This is a genomic window from Streptomyces azureus (genome assembly GCF_001270025.1).
Lineage (GTDB): Bacteria > Actinomycetota > Actinomycetes > Streptomycetales > Streptomycetaceae > Streptomyces > Streptomyces azureus.
On sequence record NZ_DF968218.1, the window covers coordinates 22,579 to 38,721 of the forward strand.

Annotated in this window: 13 protein-coding genes and 1 pseudogene; 6 read left to right on the forward strand and 8 right to left on the reverse strand. The window is 70.0% G+C overall.

From position 1 onward, the window contains the following. The first annotated feature begins 137 nt into the window (after positions 1-137). Positions 138-2,393 (forward strand): heavy metal translocating P-type ATPase, encoded by a 2,256-nt coding sequence (locus AOQ53_RS06490; protein ID WP_059415771.1) that lies wholly within the window; start codon positions 138-140, stop codon positions 2,391-2,393. 620 nt (positions 2,394-3,013) lie between these two features. Here the strand turns inward: AOQ53_RS06490 and AOQ53_RS06495 are convergent. From AOQ53_RS06495 to AOQ53_RS06510, 4 genes are all read right to left on the reverse strand, one after another. Continuing rightward, positions 3,014-4,303 carry a citrate synthase gene (locus AOQ53_RS06495; RefSeq protein ID WP_059415773.1) on the reverse strand — a complete coding sequence of 430 codons (1,290 nt, stop codon included), beginning with the start codon at positions 4,301-4,303 and terminating at the stop codon, positions 3,014-3,016. Positions 4,304-4,481: 178 nt separating this feature from the next. Continuing rightward, complete coding sequence (gene recD2, locus AOQ53_RS06500) at positions 4,482-6,758, reverse strand: SF1B family DNA helicase RecD2 (protein ID WP_059415774.1); 2,277 nt, start codon at positions 6,756-6,758, stop codon at positions 4,482-4,484. A 29-nt stretch (positions 6,759-6,787) separates the two neighbouring features. Then, positions 6,788-6,988: a DUF397 domain-containing protein gene (locus tag AOQ53_RS06505; protein WP_059415775.1), complete on the reverse strand. Its 201-nt coding sequence runs from the start codon at positions 6,986-6,988 to the stop codon at positions 6,788-6,790. Further along, positions 6,978-7,799 carry a helix-turn-helix domain-containing protein gene (locus tag AOQ53_RS06510; RefSeq protein ID WP_059415777.1) on the reverse strand — a complete coding sequence of 274 codons (822 nt, stop codon included), beginning with the start codon at positions 7,797-7,799 and terminating at the stop codon, positions 6,978-6,980. Before AOQ53_RS06510 ends, AOQ53_RS06505 begins: the two co-directional genes overlap by 11 nt. Before the next feature lie 338 nt (positions 7,800-8,137). Between AOQ53_RS06510 and AOQ53_RS06515 the strand changes: the two genes are divergently transcribed. Then, positions 8,138-8,416: a hypothetical protein gene (locus tag AOQ53_RS06515; protein WP_059415779.1), complete on the forward strand. Its 279-nt coding sequence runs from the start codon at positions 8,138-8,140 to the stop codon at positions 8,414-8,416. A 19-nt stretch (positions 8,417-8,435) separates the two neighbouring features. Here the strand turns inward: AOQ53_RS06515 and AOQ53_RS06520 are convergent, their stop codons facing one another. Together AOQ53_RS06520 and AOQ53_RS06525 are read right to left on the reverse strand one after the other, a co-directional pair. Next, complete coding sequence (locus AOQ53_RS06520) at positions 8,436-8,696, reverse strand: hypothetical protein (RefSeq protein ID WP_059415780.1); 261 nt, start codon at positions 8,694-8,696, stop codon at positions 8,436-8,438. 34 nt (positions 8,697-8,730) lie between these two features. Beyond that, a pseudogene (locus AOQ53_RS06525) lies at positions 8,731-9,332 on the reverse strand (CGNR zinc finger domain-containing protein). Positions 9,333-9,411: 79 nt separating this feature from the next. On the opposite strand from AOQ53_RS06525, the gene AOQ53_RS06530 reads away from it, so the two are divergent. After that, positions 9,412-10,200: an MBL fold metallo-hydrolase gene (locus AOQ53_RS06530; RefSeq protein WP_059415782.1), complete on the forward strand. Its 789-nt coding sequence runs from the start codon at positions 9,412-9,414 to the stop codon at positions 10,198-10,200. A 7-nt stretch (positions 10,201-10,207) separates the two neighbouring features. Here the strand turns inward: AOQ53_RS06530 and AOQ53_RS06535 are convergent, their stop codons facing one another. Both AOQ53_RS06535 and AOQ53_RS06540 read right to left on the reverse strand, forming a co-directional pair. Further along, entirely contained in the window at positions 10,208-10,855 is a 648-nt protein-coding gene (locus tag AOQ53_RS06535; protein WP_059415784.1) for a dihydrofolate reductase family protein, read from the reverse strand. Positions 10,856-11,062: 207 nt separating this feature from the next. Next, on the reverse strand, positions 11,063-11,239 hold the full coding sequence (locus tag AOQ53_RS06540) for a hypothetical protein (protein ID WP_236711614.1): 177 nt from the start codon (positions 11,237-11,239) through the stop codon (positions 11,063-11,065). A gap of 312 nt (positions 11,240-11,551) precedes the next feature. On the opposite strand from AOQ53_RS06540, the gene AOQ53_RS06545 reads away from it, so the two are divergent. Genes AOQ53_RS06545 through AOQ53_RS06555 form a run of 3 tightly spaced genes read left to right on the forward strand, consistent with a single transcriptional unit; the run spans position 11,552 to position 16,087 of the window. Further along, the gene (locus AOQ53_RS06545; protein ID WP_059415785.1) at positions 11,552-12,619 is read left to right on the forward strand and encodes a LacI family DNA-binding transcriptional regulator; all 1,068 of its coding nucleotides are present in this window, start codon (positions 11,552-11,554) and stop codon (positions 12,617-12,619) included. Further along, positions 12,616-14,148 carry a sugar ABC transporter ATP-binding protein gene (locus AOQ53_RS06550; RefSeq protein ID WP_059415788.1) on the forward strand — a complete coding sequence of 511 codons (1,533 nt, stop codon included), beginning with the start codon at positions 12,616-12,618 and terminating at the stop codon, positions 14,146-14,148. Before AOQ53_RS06545 ends, AOQ53_RS06550 begins: the two co-directional genes overlap by 4 nt. After that, positions 14,138-16,087, forward strand: coding sequence for an ABC transporter permease/substrate-binding protein (locus tag AOQ53_RS06555; protein ID WP_059415790.1), 1,950 nt, complete (start codon positions 14,138-14,140; stop codon positions 16,085-16,087). Before AOQ53_RS06550 ends, AOQ53_RS06555 begins: the two co-directional genes overlap by 11 nt. The last annotated feature ends 56 nt before the right edge of the window (positions 16,088-16,143 follow it).

The following is a 16,143-nucleotide window of genomic DNA, read 5'->3' on the forward strand; positions in this document are numbered from 1 at the left end:
CAAGAGTCCGAGACGCACAGACCTGAGACGTCCCAGTCCTGGCACTCGTACCGACGTACGGGCCGTACGTCACCGGGGCCCCGGCCCGTACGGCCCGTTCCGCTTCCCGGGCGTCCCGCATCACCTGGAGTACGGACATGACCAGCACCACCGCCAAGGCGCCGACGGACCGCGAGCCGGCGCTCGCCGAGGTCGAGCTGCTCATCGGCGGGATGACCTGCGCCTCCTGCGCGGCCCGCGTGGAGAAGAAGCTCAACCGCATGGACGGCGTCACCGCCACGGTGAACTACGCGACGGAGAAGGCCCGGGTCACCTATCCCGCGGACATCGAGGTCGCCGACCTGATCGCGACCGTGGTGAAGACCGGGTACACCGCCGAGGAGCCCGCGCCCGCGCGCGAGGAGGAGCCCGCCGCCGAGGGGACGCGCGCCGCCGAGGAGGGCCCCGAGCTGCCGGTTCTCCGCCGCCGCCTCGTCGTCTCCGCCGCCCTCGCCGTCCCGGTCGTCCTGCTGGCGATGGTCCCGGCGCTCCAGTTCGACAACTGGCAGTGGCTCTCGCTCACCCTCGCCGCCCCGGTCGTCGTCTGGGGCGGGCTGCCGTTCCACCGGGCGGCCTGGACGAACGCCCGGCACGGTGCCGCCACCATGGACACGCTGGTCTCCCTCGGCACGCTGGCCGCGTTCGGCTGGTCCCTGTGGGCCCTGTTCCTCGGCGACGCGGGCATGCCCGGCATGCGGCACCCCTTCGAGTTCACGGTCTCGCGTGGCGACGGCGCCTCCTCGATCTACCTGGAGGTCGCCTCCGGCGTCACCGCCTTCATTCTGCTGGGCCGCTATCTGGAGGCCCGCTCCAAGCGCCGTGCGGGAGCCGCCCTGCGCGCGCTCATGGAGCTGGGCGCCAAGGACGTCGCCGTGCTCCGGGACGGGCGCGAGGTGCGGATCCCGGCACAGCGGCTGGCCGTCGGCGACCGGTTCGTCGTACGGCCCGGCGAGAAGATCGCCACCGACGGCACGGTCGTCGAGGGCGCCTCGGCGGTGGACGCCTCGATGCTGACCGGCGAGTCGGCGCCGGTGGACGTGACGGCCGGGGACGCGGTCACCGGCGCGACGGTCAACGCGGGCGGGCGGCTCGTCGTCGAGGCGACCCGGATCGGCGCCGACACCCGGCTCGCGCGGATGGCGAAGCTGGTGGAGGACGCGCAGAACGGCAAGGCCGAGGTGCAGCGGCTCGCCGACCGGATCTCCGGGATCTTCGTGCCGGTGGTCCTGCTGATCGCCGCCGCCACGGCCGGGGCGTGGCTGGGGACGACCGGCGACGGCGTCGCCGCGTTCACCGCCGCGGTCGCGGTCCTGATCATCGCCTGTCCGTGCGCGCTGGGCCTGGCCACCCCGACCGCGCTGATGGTCGGCACGGGCCGTGGTGCCCAGCTCGGCATCCTCATCAAGGGCCCGGAGGTCCTGGAGTCCACGCGCCGGATCGACACCGTCGTCCTGGACAAGACCGGCACGGTCACCACGGGCCGGATGACCCTCCAGGAAGTCCACGTCGCCGAGGCCGCCGACGAGAAGGAGGTACTGCGGCTGGCGGGCGCCGTCGAGCACGCCTCCGAGCACCCGGTGGCCCGTGCGATCGCGCTGGGCGCCGAGGAGAGGGCCGGACGGCTCCCGGACGTCGAGGGCTTCGAGAACGTCCCCGGGCGGGGCGTACGGGGGTGTGTGGAGGGCCGTGAGGTCGCCGTGGGGCGGCTCTTCGACGACGTACCGCCCGAACTGGCCCGCGCGCGGGACGAGGCCGAGCGGGCGGGCCGTACGGCCGTCCTGGCCGGCTGGGACGGGACGGCGCGGGCCGTGCTGGCCGTGGCGGACGCGGTCAAGGAGACCAGCGCCGAGGCGGTGCGCAAGCTGCGCGCGCTGGGGCTCACACCGGTGCTGCTGACCGGGGACAACCGGGCGGTGGCCGAAACGGTGGCCGAGGCCGTCGGGATCGACCAGGTCATCGCGGAGGTCCTGCCCGAGGACAAGGTCGACGCCGTACGGCGGTTGCAGGCCGAGGGGCGGGTCGTCGCCATGGTGGGCGACGGCGTCAACGACGCGGCCGCGCTCGCCACCGCCGACCTGGGCCTGGCCATGGGCACCGGCACGGACGCGGCGATCGAGGCGGGCGATCTGACGTTGGTCCGCGGCGACCTGCGGGTGGCCGCGGACGCGATCCGGCTGTCGCGCCGGACGCTGGCCACGATCAAGGGCAACCTCGTCTGGGCCTTCGGCTACAACGTGGCCGCGCTGCCGCTGGCCGCCGCGGGACTGCTGAACCCGATGATCGCCGGGGCCGCGATGGCCTTTTCGTCGGTCTTCGTCGTCACGAACAGTCTCCGACTGCGGACATTCCGGTGAAGTCACCCGAATTCGCCCTAAGTTCACGGCGAACGTGATATGAGCCCCTCTGGAGTCCCGGGCCCGGCTCACATAAGCTCTTCACAAGGCTCGCGCATCATCCTTACGCTGGAGCCCCAAGCGGCATACCCGGGCTCTTGCGCACCTTACGGACATACGCAAGAGACGCAGATCACAGTGATGTGAACGTAACCATCGAAGGGGTTCGAAGGTCTAAGTTGACGATGTCGGGGAGCGTCTTGGGGGGCGCCACCTGGCATCTGGAGATGTCTTGGGGGACTTCTCCAGAGATGCGTTGCCGGGGCACGTACACCGGGAAGCTTTGAGCGGCCCTCCCGGTCGTGCGCTGTCCCGGCAGACCGCACACCGTAGTACGGCGAGTTTTGCTCGTTGTGCTCAACAGCGATTCAGGCGCTGTCCTCACAGACGCCCGGCCGGATCCCGTGGGGGGAATCCGTACCGGGACTGGGAAGGCGCCCTGGTCGTCGGCCCGTGGGGGGACCGGCGACAGGGCGCCTTCTTTTCTGCTTCTCTGCCTCTCGGGCCTTCCCGCCCCGCACGTACGCAAGAGCCCCCGCACCCGCACAAGCGCGGATACGAGGGCCGAGCGGTACTGCGCCTCAGCGCTCCTCGACGGGCACGAAGTCGCGCTCGACGACGCCCGTGTAGATCTGGCGCGGGCGGCCGATGCGGGAGCCCGGCTCCTTGATCATCTCGTGCCACTGGGCGATCCAGCCCGGCAGCCGGCCGAGGGCGAACAGGACCGTGAACATCTCGGTCGGGAAGCCCATGGCCCGGTAGATCAGGCCGGTGTAGAAGTCGACGTTCGGGTAGAGGCTGCGCGAGACGAAGTAATCGTCGGAGAGCGCGTGCTCCTCCAGCTTCAGCGCGATGTCCAGCAGCTCGTCGGACTTGCCGAGGGCGGACAGCACGTCGTGCGCGGCGGCCTTGATGATCTTGGCGCGCGGGTCGAAGTTCTTGTAGACCCGGTGGCCGAAGCCCATCAGGCGGACGCCGTCCTCCTTGTTCTTCACCTTGCGGATGAAGGAGTCGACGTCACCGCCGGAGTCGCGGATGCCCTCCAGCATCTCCAGCACGGACTGATTGGCGCCGCCGTGCAGCGGGCCCCACAGCGCGTTGATGCCGGCGGAGATCGAGGCGAACATGTTCGCCTGCGAGGAGCCGACCAGGCGGACCGTCGAGGTCGAACAGTTCTGCTCGTGGTCCGCGTGCAGGATCAGCAGCTTGTCGAGCGCGGAGACCACGGTCGGGTCCAGCTCGTACTCCTGCGCCGGGACGGAGAAGGTCATGCGGAGGAAGTTCTCGACGTAGCCGAGGTCGTTGCGCGGGTAGACGAACGGGTGACCGATCGACTTCTTGTACGCGTACGCCGCGATCGTCGGGAGCTTGGCGAGCAGGCGGATCGTGGAGAGGTTGCGCTGGCGCTCGTCGAACGGGTTGTGGCTGTCCTGGTAGAACGTGGACAGCGCCGAGACGACCGAGGACAGCATGGCCATCGGGTGGGCGTCGCGCGGGAAGCCCTTGTAGAAGTTCTTGACGTCCTCGTGCAGCAGGGTGTGCTGCGTGATGTCGTTCTTGAACGTCGAGAGCTCGTCGACGGTCGGCAGCTCGCCGTTGATCAGCAGGTAGGCGACCTCCAGGAAGGTGGAGCGCTCGGCCAGCTGCTCGATCGGGTAGCCGCGGTACCGCAGGATGCCCGCTTCGCCGTCCAGGTAGGTAATGGCGGATTTGTAGGCGGCGGTATTGCCGTAACCGCTGTCCAGCGTCACCAGACCGGTCTGGGCGCGGAGCTTGCCGATGTCGAAGCCCTTGTCACCGACGGTGCTGTCGATCACCGGGTAGGTGTACTCGCCGTCGCCGTACCGCAGTACTACAGAGTTGTCGCTCACGTCATCCCTCACCGACGTTGTGCCTCTTCTTCGAGGTGCCCTGACTGTCTCTACCATCCCCCACTCGGCTCAGGAGAGTGCACTCGGGGTCGACCATCGGGCCTACTGACGGCACTGAGTGCCGCCAACTTCCTCATCCTGCCCCCTGTGTTCCCCTTCTGGAAGTGCTCTGTGACCTTCACGACTCATTTGATCGATCATTTTTCTGCGAACCGAGCCGGAAGTCGAGTGCCGTGCACCGGCGGCCCGCGGACACGGAGCGCACCGCCTGGCCGATCGCCCTGCGCGAACCGACGAGGACGACCAGCTGTTTGGCCCGGGTGACCGCCGTGTAGAGCAGGTTCCGCTGGAGCATCATCCAGGCGCTCGTGGTGACCGGGATGACGACCGCCGGGTACTCGCTGCCCTGGGAGCGGTGGATGGTCACGGCGTAGGCGTGAGCCAGCTCGTCGAGCTCGTCGAACTCGTACGGAACCTCCTCGTCCTCGTCCGTCAGCACCGTCAGACGCTGGTCGACCGGGTCGAGCGAGGTGACCACACCGACGGTGCCGTTGAAGACACCGTTCTTGCCCTTCTCGTAATTGTTGCGAATCTGGGTGACCTTGTCGCCGACACGGAACACCCGTCCGCCGAATCTCTTCTCGGGCAGATCGGGGCGGCCCGGGGTGATGGCCTGCTGAAGCAGGCCGTTGAGGGTGCCCGCGCCCGCCGGGCCCCGGTGCATGGGGGCGAGGACCTGCACGTCCCGGCGCGGATCCAGCCCGAACCTGGCCGGGATGCGACGCGCCGCCACATCCACCGTGAGCCGCCCGGCGGCCTCCGTGTCGTCCTCGACGAAGAGGAAGAAGTCCTTCATGCCGTCGGTGAGCGGGTGTTGGCCGGCGTTGATCCGGTGCGCGTTCGTCACCACGCCCGACTGCTGGGCCTGGCGGAAGACCCGGGTGAGGCGGACGGCGGGGATGGGACCCCCGTCGGCCAGGAGGTCGCGCAGCACCTCCCCCGCGCCGACACTCGGCAGCTGGTCCACATCCCCGACGAAGAGGAGATGGGCTCCCGGCGGCACGGCCTTGACGAGCTTGTTGGCGAGGAGCAGGTCCAGCATGGACGCCTCGTCGACCACGACCAGGTCGGCGTCCAGCGGGCGGTCCCGGTCGTAGGCCGCGTCGCCGCCGGGCTTCAGCTCCAGCAGACGGTGGACCGTCGAGGCCTCGGCGCCGGTGAGTTCGGACAGGCGCTTGGCGGCCCGGCCGGTCGGGGCGGCGAGCACGACCTTCGCCTTCTTCGCGCGTGCCAGCTCCACGATGGAGCGGACCGTGAAGGACTTGCCGCAGCCGGGGCCGCCGGTGAGGACGGCGACCTTCTCGGTCAGCGCGAGCCTGACGGCGGCCTCCTGCTCGGGGGCGAGGTCGACGCCGGTTCGTGTTTTCAGCCAGCCGAGGGCCTTGTCCCAGGCCACCGCCTGGAAGCCCGGCATCCGGTCCTCCCCCGTGCGCAGGAGGCGCAGCAGCTGGGCGGAGAGGGAGAGTTCGGCTCGGTGGAAGGGCACGAGATAGATCGCGGTGACGGGCTCGCCGCCGTCAGGGCCCGGGACCTTCTCCCGTACGACGCCGGGGTCCTCGCCGTCCTCCGCGGGCTCGGCCAGCTCGGCGAGGCACTCGATGACCAGGCCCGTGTCGACCTGGAGGAGCTTGACCGCGTCCTTGATCAGCTGCTCCTCCGGGAGGAAGCAGTGGCCCTGGTCGGTGGACTGCGACAGCGCGTACTGGAGGCCCGCCTTGACGCGCTCCGGGCTGTCGTGCGGGATGCCGACGGACTGGGCGATCTTGTCGGCGGTGAGGAAGCCGATGCCCCAGACGTCGGCGGCGAGGCGGTAGGGCTGGTTCTTCACGACGGAGATGGACGCGTCGCCGTACTTCTTGTAGATGCGCACCGCGATGGACGTGGACACCTCGACGGTCTGGAGGAAGAGCATGACCTCCTTGATGGCCTTCTGTTCCTCCCAGGCGTCGGCGATCTTCTTCGTCCGCTTGGGCCCGAGACCCGGGACCTCGATGAGCCGCTTGGGCTCCTCCTCGATGATCTGGAGGGTGTCCAGCCCGAAGTGCTGTGTGATCCGGTCGGCGAAGACCGGCCCGATGCCCTTGACCAGGCCGGAGCCGAGGTAACGGCGGATGCCCTGGACGGTGGCCGGCAGGACGGTCGTGTAGTTCTCCACGTGGAACTGCTTGCCGTACTGGGGATGCGAGCCCCAGCGGCCCTCCATGCGCAGGGATTCCCCGACCTGGGCGCCGAGCAGCGCGCCCACGACCGTGAGCAGGTCGCCGCCGCCTCTGCCGGTGTCGACCCGGGCGACCGTGTAGCCGTTCTCCTCGTTGGCGTACGTGATCCGCTCGAGAACGCCTTCGAGCACGGCGAGTCGCCGTTCGCCGGCGGGGGTTCCCGTGTGGTTGGGCATGATCCGACCGTACCGCCGGGGTACGACAGTCAGGCCTCCAGGTGACCTTCCTTGACGGCCGTCACGAATGCCGTCCAGCCGTGGAGGGAGAAGACCAGGGCGGGGCCGTGGGCGGTCTTGCTGTCGCGGACGGGCACGTCTGGGTTGTTGCGGGACACTTCGAGGCACTCGGCTTGACTGCCGCCGCTGTAGCTCGACTTGTACCACCCGCTGTGTTCACTACTGATCATGCGCGTGTTCCTCCGCTGCCGACCTGACGAGGGCCAGTGACTCCTGCTGCGACAACGCGTCGCTCAGCGCCAGAGCGTAGGCGGTCTGGCAGGCGCTCACCAGCGCCGGATCGTCCATCAGACGTCCCGTCTCGAACGCGTCGACGTATGCCACCGGGACGGAGTCCTCGAAGGTCATCAGGGTGAGCAGGCTCTCCATGAGCGGATGCGCACCGACGCGGTACGGAAGGACGTGCAGTCGAATCCGTCGTGACGCGGCCAAGTCCGCGATCTTGTGCAGCTGTTCCGCCATGACCTGAGGGCCACCCACAGAGCGCCGCAGCACGGCCTCGTCGAGAAGCGTCCAGATGACAGGAGCCGACGGCCCGTCGAGGATTCGGGCACGCTCTGTTCGGATGACAACTTTCCTGTCAAGTTCCTGGTCTGTGGAGTTGGGGCGGTAAGCGGCGAACACCGCCCGCGCGTAGTCGGGTGTCTGGAGCAGGCCGGGAACCAGTGAGAGCGCGAACTGCTGGATCACGGTTGCGTGTCGCTCCAGTTCGGCGGCGGCAGCGAAGCGGGGATCGTACTTGTTCTCCAGGTCCTCCAGCCACCGCGTGAAGAATCCGTCCGTTCCCAGCGCACGGTCGATCCGCTGGGCGTCGTCGGGCTTCGGCAGCCGCCTCCCGGCCTCGAAGTGGCTGATCAGCGTGGGCGAGCACACGACCTGGTCGCTCAGTTCCTCCTGAGTGAGGCCCGCCGCCGTCCGCCGTAGCCTCAGCTCCTCCCCGTACTTCTCCCGCAGCGTTCGAGGCGTGCGGCGTTCGTCCATACGGCCAACTCCCCTTCTTGACAGGTGCGATGTCAAGCCCCAGCCCCTGGAAGCGTAGCCACCACCGACCCCACTCTGTGAGTGATTCACCACAGAACGCAGTCACCACAGGTCGGAAGGCAAGCAGACATGACAGACCTCATCGCTCGAGCCCTCGAACCGCTCCTCCGCGTCCTGTTCCCTCCACGCGGACGGCGACGGCGATCCCCGGCACCGCCCCCGTGCCCGTACTGCTGCGACGGCGTCAACGGCGCGGTGGGCCGCCGGGCGGAGGAGCGTCCGTTGCGCGGAGAGGACAACCGACTGGTCCGCCCCTACCTGGCGGCGGAGGTGAGCGCGTGACGGCCGGGCGACTCCTGCCCTGGACGACTGCCGAGGGAAGGCCGTGCTACCTCGTGGGCGACGGGACGGGCTACGTCTCACGCTTGGCCGACGACATCGAAGCCGTACAGCTGGACATGGCGGACGATCTTCTCGGCCACGCCGCCGCACTCCTCGCGGAACGCCGCGTGACGAGCGCGGAGCTGCGCTACCTGGCCCTGCGGCTCACTGAGTCCCTGCGGGACGTCAAGCGGGTGGCGGAGAGCAGAGGGGCACGGCTCGACCCGTCACCATGACTCTGACCAAGGATCAGAGTCACTCTTCGGACCGCCGCTCGTGTCGGTGGGTGCCGCGGGCCAGTTCCTGGAGCAGCTCGTGCTCGGTCTTCCCGACATCCCGGGCTATCTTGCGCAGCAACAGGGCACAGAGGGCCGCGGCCCCGTCCATGAGGGCCTCGGTCGCCATGGGATCCTCGCGCCGTCGCTCTGCCACGTAGGCCGTCAGCAGGTCGTTGCCGGAGACGTAAGCGGTCATGAACTCGATGCCGTTACGAAGACGGTCGTAGTCGCTGGTCATGGTCGAACCGTCCCACACGGGTGAAGCGATCGAGTCATCGCGAGTTGCTGCGGCGAGCATACGCCCGGGCCGCGCGGGCGCGGTCGCCGCAGCGGGTGGAGCACCACTGGCGGCGACCGTGGCGGAGCAGGTAGCGGTTGCAGGCGGGGAGCCGCAGGCGGTGAGGCGTTCGGCGTCGGATGAGGTGAGCAAGTCGGCGGCGTCGGCGGCGAGGGTGGCCAGAGCGAGGTCGACGATCGCGGTGGTGGGGTGAGGGGCCGTGCGATAAGGGCCGGTCTTGTCGTCCCACCGCAGCAGCGGGGCGGTGGGGACCCGGGTCATCGCGTCGTTGACGGCCGTGACTGCCGCGGGGAGGGCGGGCAGGCCTCCGGCGCGGGCGGCGAACAGCGACCTGATCTGTTCGCGCAGTGAGCGCAGTTGAGTCGCGCACATCTCCCGCATGCCGGCGTCGACCGGGGCGAGTCCGCGGTGTGTCAGCCAGTGGTTCGCCTGCGCGGGGGTGCCCAGGAGGTCGACCGTGTGCCCGCCGGGCACCGCGATCGCGCTGTTGGCGAGGGCGAGCGAGGGGTGCTCCTCCTCGCCCCGAGCGGGCGGCGGGGTGGGCTGTTCGATCACGGACTCCTCCACGATTCTCATGGTACGACTTGCCTGTAACCGTGAGAAGCGGCTACGGTCACCTCACGGTTCGAACACATCTATCCGTGAGGTTTCTTTCATGTCTGCGCTTCCCGCGACGACCGCCCCCTTCCCCGTCCGCGTCTTCGGCGGCCCGACCGCGCTCTTCGAGTACGGCGGTCTGCGTTTCCTGACCGACCCGACCTTCGACGGTCCCGGCGACTTCCAGGCGCCCGCCGTGGTCCTGACCAAGACCGCCCCGTCCGCCGGCTCGCCCGCCGAACTCGGCCCCATCGACGTGGTGCTCCTCTCGCACGACGAGCACGCCGACAACCTCGACACCTCGGGCCGGGCCCTGCTCGCGGACGTGCCCCTCACCCTCACCACGCCCGGGGGCGGGCAGCGCCTCGGTGAGAAGGCCACGGGCCTCGCGGACTGGCAGTCCATCGAGCTCGACCGCCCCGACGGAGGCACGGTCACCGTCACGGGCGTCCCCGCCATCCACGGCCCGGGCCCGCGCGAGGAGGTCGAGCCGATCTGCGGCGAGGTCGTCGGCTTCGTCCTGACCGGGGAAGGTCTGCCCACCGTCTACGTCAGCGGCGACAACGCCTCCCTCGACGCGGTCAAGGAGATCGCCGAGCGCTTCGCCCCGGTGGACACCGCCATCCTCTTCGCCGGAGCCCCCCGCTTCGCGGAAGTCTTCGACGGAAAGGTCGTCGTCCTGGACAGCGCCATGGCCGCCGAGGCCGCGCGGATCCTCGGCGCCCGCCGCGTGGTCCCCGTCCACTACGACAGCTGGGCCCACTTCACCGAGGGCCGCGACCAGTTGGAGGCCGCTTTCACCGCCGCGGGACTGGCCGACCGTCTGGACTGGGGCGGACGCAGCTGACCTGCCGTCACTTCCGCCAGAACAGGTGGTGCGTCACCCCGTTCGGGCTCGGCACGACATCGCAGTGGAACCGGTCGAACAGCTCCTCGGGAGACTCCCAGAGCCGTGAACCGGATCCGAGTTCCACCGGCGAGACAGCCACGTGCAGCGTGTCCACCAGGTCGGCGTCGAGGAACTCCCGGATGGTCATGGCCCCGCCGCCGAGCCGGACGTCCTTGCCCTGTGCCGCCTCCCGGGCCTGTTCGAGGACCGCGGCCGGGTCGCCGCCGACGAAGTGGAACGTCGTGTCGGAGAGGGTGAACGAAGGGCGCTCGTGGTGGGTCATGACGAACACCGGCGTGTGGAACGGGGGCTCGTCACCCCACCAGCCCTTCCACTCGCAGTCCTGCCAGGGGCCGCGCTGGGGGCCGAACTTGTTGCGGCCCATGATCTCGGCGCCGATGTTGTTCGCGAAGTCGCGCGTGAAGTAGTCGTCGAGACCGCGGCTACCGCCGGGGTCGGTGCGGTTGGGCCAGCTCGCCGTGGCGCCCGCCCAGGCGAACATCTGTCCCGGGTCGGCGTGGCCGAACGGGCGCTCCAGACTCTGGTGCTCGCCGGCACCGAACCCGTCGCTCGAGACGTTGAAGTTCTGGACGCGCAGTAGCTGGTGGGGCACGGTGATCCTCCTGTGGTCGACGAGGGGTAGACCGCCCGGGCCGCCGAAACTCATCGGCGGCCCGGGGGTTCCCCCGACTTACCGGCCCGGGGGACCCTCAGCTCACCGGCCCCCCGGCCCCTCGGTCCCCCGGTTCTCCGGGCCTGCCGGCACCCCGGCCCGTCGGCACCCCGGCCCGTCGGCACCCCGGCCCGCCGGTCCCCCGTCTCACCCGGCCTGCGCGACCACGTGCTCGATCACCTGTTGGAAGTCCTCGCTCGGGGAGAACTCCACGAACTCGCTGTCCTCCAGGGCGACCGGGACGTGCCCCGGGCCCCAGTAGTACGCCTGGCCCGCCTCGTACTCCTCCTCGCCGGAGGCCGTGCGCATCCTGACCCGGCCCAAGCAGATAACCCCAGTGGGGGCACTGGCACGCGTCGTCGGGCAGGCCCTCGAGGGCAACGGGTACGTCGTTCCGGGTCGCCGCCGCCATGGCTCCTCCGCTCCGGCCCCACCGGGCCTCGCGACAACGGGCCTTTCTCCTTCCACCCTGAACCGCCGGAGAGCAGCCCGCGACATCACGATCCGGTCAAGAGGTGCCCTCGGGGTCTTGATTTACCGGCGTGTAATCGATTCCATCCACCCGTCGATGTAATCGATTCCACGAGCGCTTCAGCAAGTGCTCCCACGACTGATCCACAAGGAGGTGGAGCGGCGGTGGCCAGCATCAAGGACGTCGCTGCCGAGGCGGGCGTATCGGTCGCCACGGTCTCGCGCGTCCTGAACGACCACCCGTCGGTCAGCGCCGACGCACGCACGCGCGTGCTGGCCGCCGTCGAGTCCCTGGGCTACCGCCCGAACGCCGTCGCCCGCTCCCTGCGCACCGACCAGACCCACACCCTCGGCCTGGTCATCAGCGACGTACTGAACCCGTACTTCACCGAACTGGCCCGCTCCGTCGAGGAGGAGGCCCGCGCGCTCGGCTACAGCGTCATCATCGGCAACGCCGACGAGCGGCCCGACCTCCAGGACCACCACGTACGCAACCTGCTGGACCGGCGGATCGACGGGCTGCTCGTCTCCCCGACGGACGGCGGTTCGCCGCTGATGCTGGACGCCGCGCGGTCGGGAACGCCCATGGTGTTCGTGGACCGGTGGATCCCGGGCGTGGACGTGCCGGTGGTCCGGTCGGACGGACGGGCCGCCGTACGGGATCTCGTGGAGCATCTGCATGGGCTCGGGCACCGGCGGGTCGCGATCATCGCGGGTCCGGCGGCGACCACGACCGGACGCGAGCGTGTGGAGGCCTTCCGGGAGGCCCTCCAGGAGCACGGGCTCGGCCTCCCCGAGGCCTACATAGGGCAGGGCGACTTCCAGGCCGAGAGCGGGCGCCGGGTCACCGAGGGGTTCCTCGACCTGGCCGAACCGCCCGAGGCCGTGTTCGCGGCCGACAACCTGATGGCGCTCGGCGCGCTGGATGCCGTACGCGCGCGTGGACTACGCGTGCCGGACGACATCGCGCTGGCCGCGTTCGACGACATCCCGTGGTTCGTGCACACCGATCCGCCGGTCACCGCTATCGCCCAGCCGACCGGCGAGCTGGGGCGTGCCGCCGTGCGCGCGCTGGTCGACCGGATCGAGGGGCGGCCCGGCGAGTCCGTCACCCTCCCCGCCCGGCTCGTCGTACGCCGCTCGTGCGGCGAGCCGTATCCGGACTCCCCGGAGCCGGACTCTGCACAGGACCCCGCTGTGCAGCCCTCCGCTGAGAACAGGAGCCACACGTGAGCAACGCGGACGAGTTGCTGCGCATCGAGGGCATACGGAAGACCTTCCCGGGAGTGGTCGCGCTCGACGGCGTCGACTTCGACCTGCGCCGGGGCGAGGTGCATGTGCTGCTCGGTGAGAACGGCGCGGGCAAGAGCACCCTCATCAAGATGCTCTCCGGCGCCTACACGCCCGACGCCGGGCGGATCCTGGCCGGCGGCGAGGAGGTGCGCATCCACGGTGCGCAGGACTCCGAGCGGCTCGGGATCGCCACTATCTACCAGGAGTTCAACCTCGTCCCGGATCTGACGGTCGCCGAGAACATCTTCCTGGGGAGGCAGCCGCGCCGGTTCGGGGTGATCGACCGGAAGCGGATGGAGGCCGACGCCGAGGTACTCCTCGCGCGCGTGGGCGTGAAGGTCTCGCCGCGCGCGCGTGTCCGCGAACTCGGCATCGCACGCCTCCAGATGGTCGAGATCGCCAAGGCGCTCAGCCTCGACGCGCGCGTGCTCATCATGGACGAGCCGACCGCCGTGCTCACCTCCGAGGAGGTCGACAAGCTCTTCGCGATCGTGCGCACGCTGCGCGAGGACGGCGTCGGGATCGTGTTCATCACGCATCACCTGGAGGAGATCGCCGCCCTCGGTGACCGGGTGACGGTCATCCGGGACGGCAGGAGCGTCGGGCAGGTGCCCGCCTCCACGCCCGAGGACGAGCTCGTGCGGCTCATGGTGGGGCGGTCGATCGAGCAGCAGTATCCGCGCGAGCGGGCCGATCGCGGCGCCGCGTTGCTGACCGTCGAGGGACTCACCCGCGACGGCGTCTTCCACGACGTCAGCTTCGAGGTGCACGCCGGTGAGGTCGTCGGCATCGCGGGACTGGTCGGCGCCGGCCGTACGGAGGTCGTACGGGCCGTGTTCGGGGCGGACCCGTACGACAGGGGGGCCGTGAAGGTCGCCGGGGCCGCCGTCCCCAAGTACGACGTCAACGCGGCGATGACCGCGGGCATCGGGCTCATCCCCGAGGACCGCAAGGGCCAGGGTCTGGTGCTGGACGCGTCGGTCGAGGAGAACCTCGGGCTGGTGACGCTGCGCTCGGCCACCCGGGTGGGGCTCGTCGACCTCAAGGGGCAGCGCGAGGCCGCCGAGCGGATCGCGGGGCAGCTCGGTGTACGGATGGCGGGCCTCGGCCAGCACGTGCGCACGCTCTCCGGCGGCAACCAGCAGAAGGTCGTCATCGGCAAGTGGCTGCTCGCCGACACCAAGGTGCTGATCCTCGACGAGCCGACGCGCGGCATCGACGTCGGCGCCAAGGTCGAGATCTACCAGCTCATCAACGAACTGACGGCCGCCGGCGCCGCCGTCCTGATGATCTCCAGTGACCTGCCCGAGGTGCTCGGCATGAGCGACCGGGTGCTGGTCATGGCGCAGGGCCGGATCGCCGGCGAACTCTCCGCCGACGAGGCGACCCAGGACACCGTGATGGCACTCGCCGTCAGCACTCCGACGACCACGATCACGACCGGAACGGAGGCCTCCCGTGGCCACTGACACGCTCAAGAGCACGACGGGCGCGGGTGGCGCCTCGGGCGGCCTGCGCCGTCTCCTGCTCGACAACGGCGCGCTCACCGCGCTCATCGTCCTCGTCATCGCGATGTCGGCGCTGTCCGGCGACTTCCTGACGACGGACAACCTCCTGAACGTCGGCGTCCAGGCAGCCGTCACCGCCATCCTCGCCTTCGGTGTCACCTTCGTGATCGTCTCGGCCGGCATCGACCTGTCGGTCGGCTCGGTCGCCGCGCTGTCGGCCACGGTCCTCGCGTGGAGCGCCACGTCGGCGGGCGTCCCCGTGTTCCTCGCCGTCCTGCTGGCCATAGCGACCGGTATCGCGTGCGGCCTGATCAACGGCATCCTGATCTCCTACGGCAAGCTGCCGCCGTTCATCGCGACGCTGGCCATGCTGTCGGTGGCCCGCGGTCTGTCGCTGGTGATCTCCGAGGGCTCGCCGATCGCCCTCCCCGACTCCGTCTCCCACCTCGGGGACGCGCTCGGCGGCTGGCTGCCGGTGCCGGTGCTCGTCATGGTCGTGATGGGCCTGATCGCCGCGTTCGTGCTCGGCCGGACCTACATCGGCCGCTCGATGTACGCGATCGGCGGCAACGAGGAGGCCGCGCGGCTGTCCGGTCTGCGCGTGAAGAAGCAGAAGCTCGCTATCTACGCCTTCTCGGGCGTCTTCGCCGCCGTCGCCGGTGTCGTGCTCGCCGCCCGGCTGTCCTCCGCGCAGCCGCAGGCCGCCGACGGCTACGAGCTGGACGCGATCGCCGCGGTCGTCATCGGCGGGGCGTCCCTGGCCGGCGGCACGGGCAAGGCGTCCGGCACGCTGATCGGCGCGCTGATCCTGGCCGTGCTGCGCAACGGGCTGAACCTGCTGAACGTGTCGGCGTTCTGGCAGCAGGTCGTCATCGGCGTCGTCATCGCGCTGGCCGTGCTGTTCGACACCGCGCGCCGCAAGGCCGGGGCGACCCCGGTGGCGGCCGGCACCGGCGGCGACAGGGGCAAGCAGGCGGTGACGTACGCGCTCGCGGCCGTCGTCACCGTCGCGATCGTCGGCGCCACGTCCTTCCTGCACAACGGCTCCTCCGCCGCGAACACCCCGAAGATGGGCCTGTCGCTGTCCACTCTGAACAACCCCTTCTTCGTGCAGATCCGGGCGGGCGCCCAGGCCGAGGCGAAGAAGCTGGGCGTGGACCTGACCGTCACGGACGCGCAGAACGACGCCTCCCAGCAGGCCAACCAGCTCCAGAACTTCACCAGTTCCGGTTTGGGCGCGATCATCGTCAACCCGGTCGACTCGGACGCGGCGAGCAACTCGGTGAAGGCCGCCGACAAGGCGAAGATCCCGGTCATCGCCGTCGACCGCGGCGTCAACAACGCGAAGACGGACACCCTCGTCGCCTCCGACAACGTCACCGGCGGTGAACTCGCCGCGAAGACCATCGCCGACAAGCTGGGCGGCAAGGGCAAGATCGTGATCCTCCAGGGCCAGGCGGGCACCTCCGCCGCCCGCGAGCGCGCCCAGGGCTTCGCCGACGGCCTCAAGGCCTACCCGGGCATCCAGGTCGTCGCCCAGCAGCCCGCGGACTTCGACCGCACCAAGGGCCTCGACGTGATGTCGAACCTGCTCCAGGCCCACCCGGACGTCCAGGGCGTCATCGCCGCCAACGACGAGATGGCGCTCGGCGCGATCAAGGCCCTGGGCACCAAGGCCGGCAAGTCGGTCTCCGTCGTCGGCTTCGACGGCACGCCTGACGGACTGAAGGCGGTCGAGGGCGGCACGCTGTACGCGTCCGTGGCGCAGCAGCCCTCCCAGCTCGGGAAGATCGCCGTGGACAACGCGCTGAAGGCACTCCAGGGCAAGAAGGTCGAGGAGACGGTGAAGGTGCCGGTGAAGGTGGTCACGAAGGAGAACGTGGCCGGCTTCAGCGGCTGACATCGGGGAACGGCGGGCGGTCACCCACGGCAGGTGGGGCCGCCCGTCCATGTCAC

What these genes read in the sequence shown, in the direction of transcription:
- AOQ53_RS06510 (WP_059415777.1), bottom strand. Translation starts at nt 7,799, where the DNA reads ATGGACGAACGCCGCACGCCTCGAACGCTGCGGGAGAAGTACGGGGAG.
- AOQ53_RS06530 (WP_059415782.1), top strand. Translation starts at nt 9,412, where the DNA reads ATGTCTGCGCTTCCCGCGACGACCGCCCCCTTCCCCGTCCGCGTCTTC.
- AOQ53_RS06505 (WP_059415775.1), bottom strand. Translation starts at nt 6,988, where the DNA reads ATGATCAGTAGTGAACACAGCGGGTGGTACAAGTCGAGCTACAGCGGC.
- AOQ53_RS06490 (WP_059415771.1), top strand. Translation starts at nt 138, where the DNA reads ATGACCAGCACCACCGCCAAGGCGCCGACGGACCGCGAGCCGGCGCTC.
- AOQ53_RS06520 (WP_059415780.1), bottom strand. Translation starts at nt 8,696, where the DNA reads ATGACCAGCGACTACGACCGTCTTCGTAACGGCATCGAGTTCATGACC.
- recD2 (WP_059415774.1), bottom strand. Translation starts at nt 6,758, where the DNA reads ATGCCCAACCACACGGGAACCCCCGCCGGCGAACGGCGACTCGCCGTG.